Origin of the sequence: Bartonella sp. AP88XZML (assembly GCF_042195565.1) — a bacterium.
Lineage (GTDB): Bacteria > Pseudomonadota > Alphaproteobacteria > Rhizobiales > Rhizobiaceae > Bartonella.
Map to the genome: position 1 here is coordinate 1 of NZ_JBHIOQ010000078.1, position 1,177 is coordinate 1,177.

A 1,177-nucleotide genomic window follows, 5' to 3' on the forward strand; every position below is an offset into this window, starting at 1 on the left:
AAGTACTGCCATTTCAACAAAACGTTCCCAAACAATGCGGTTAAACTGAAAGGCAATGATATGTTCACGCCATTGTTTGACGTGCCGTCTAAACTGAATGATAGAGGTACGCACATTAGAAAAATTCCCCCGCGTAACGTCTCCAGTCACAACGGCATAAGGCATATTAAGTGCTGCACAAATTTTCAAGATATTGCGAAATTGAAAAGCCTCGTAAGAACCACCAACCTCAACAGGGGTTGAAAATGTAATTTGTTTTTCGCCATCGACCACGTTAACTGAGCCAGGGTAAATTGGATGCTCTTCGGGTACCTCTTCAATCTTCTTTTCTACCTTCTGTTCAATTTTCGTTTTTTCACGATTGTCCTCTAATGCCGCATCATGAGATTCCTTCCCTGTAATAAACACTGCAAAAAGAGCCGCTGTTTTTTTTCGTTCAAGCTCTGCATCATCATAGGATTCGAGTTGAAAGATCTTTGTCATAGCGCGCGTTATTTTGGGAGAACCGCGCAATTGTCCTGCGATACGGCGCTCTTTGATGTGAAGGACCATTTCAGCAGGGACGCGCACGCGCTCTTGGCTCTCAAAAGCCATATTTGCAGGGACATCATCATAGGGGTGATGTTCCCAGAAATGATAAGCAACGCGCTTACCACTGGCATTAAATTCAATCCCCATACGAATGTAATTGCCTTCAATCTCAGCCGGTCCATTGTAGGAAAGGTCCAACATTTCGGTGGGATAAACTTGTAATTGAAGCGGTACACCAGAGCGTCCGTAGAGATCAACATAATGTAATCTTACAAAGCATTCTCCGGTTAGAAAGACCTCTCGTGCAATGGTTGCTTGAAGTCCATAAAAATTGGCATCTTCATCATAGTCTGCTTCATCAACCCATTGCCACCATAAGTCTAAAAGCTTTTTCTTTTCTTCTTGAAAACCTTCAATACGAGGATAGGGTTTAATCCCATCACTAACAGCCGCAGAGACCCATTCTTCTGTTGCAGACCCATAAAGAGATTCATTATCATAGAGCCATCTTGAACGAGCAACAATGGTATCACCGCATTCTTCAATCGCTTTATTGATATGTTTCTTTGCGGGGTCAAAACCACCCATACGGCGGCTTTTGCTTGCCGCTTCAAAATGGGGATTGTGTTGACGAGAAATTTTAAAA

At 42.9% G+C, this 1,177-nt stretch carries 1 protein-coding gene; it reads right to left on the reverse strand.

Features of this window, described 5'->3' with window-relative positions; all coding sequences use genetic code 11:
- Positions 1 to 1,177 (reverse strand): phage portal protein (locus ACFIK2_RS08265; protein WP_375677148.1); only part of this gene is annotated, 1,177 nt, incomplete at both ends.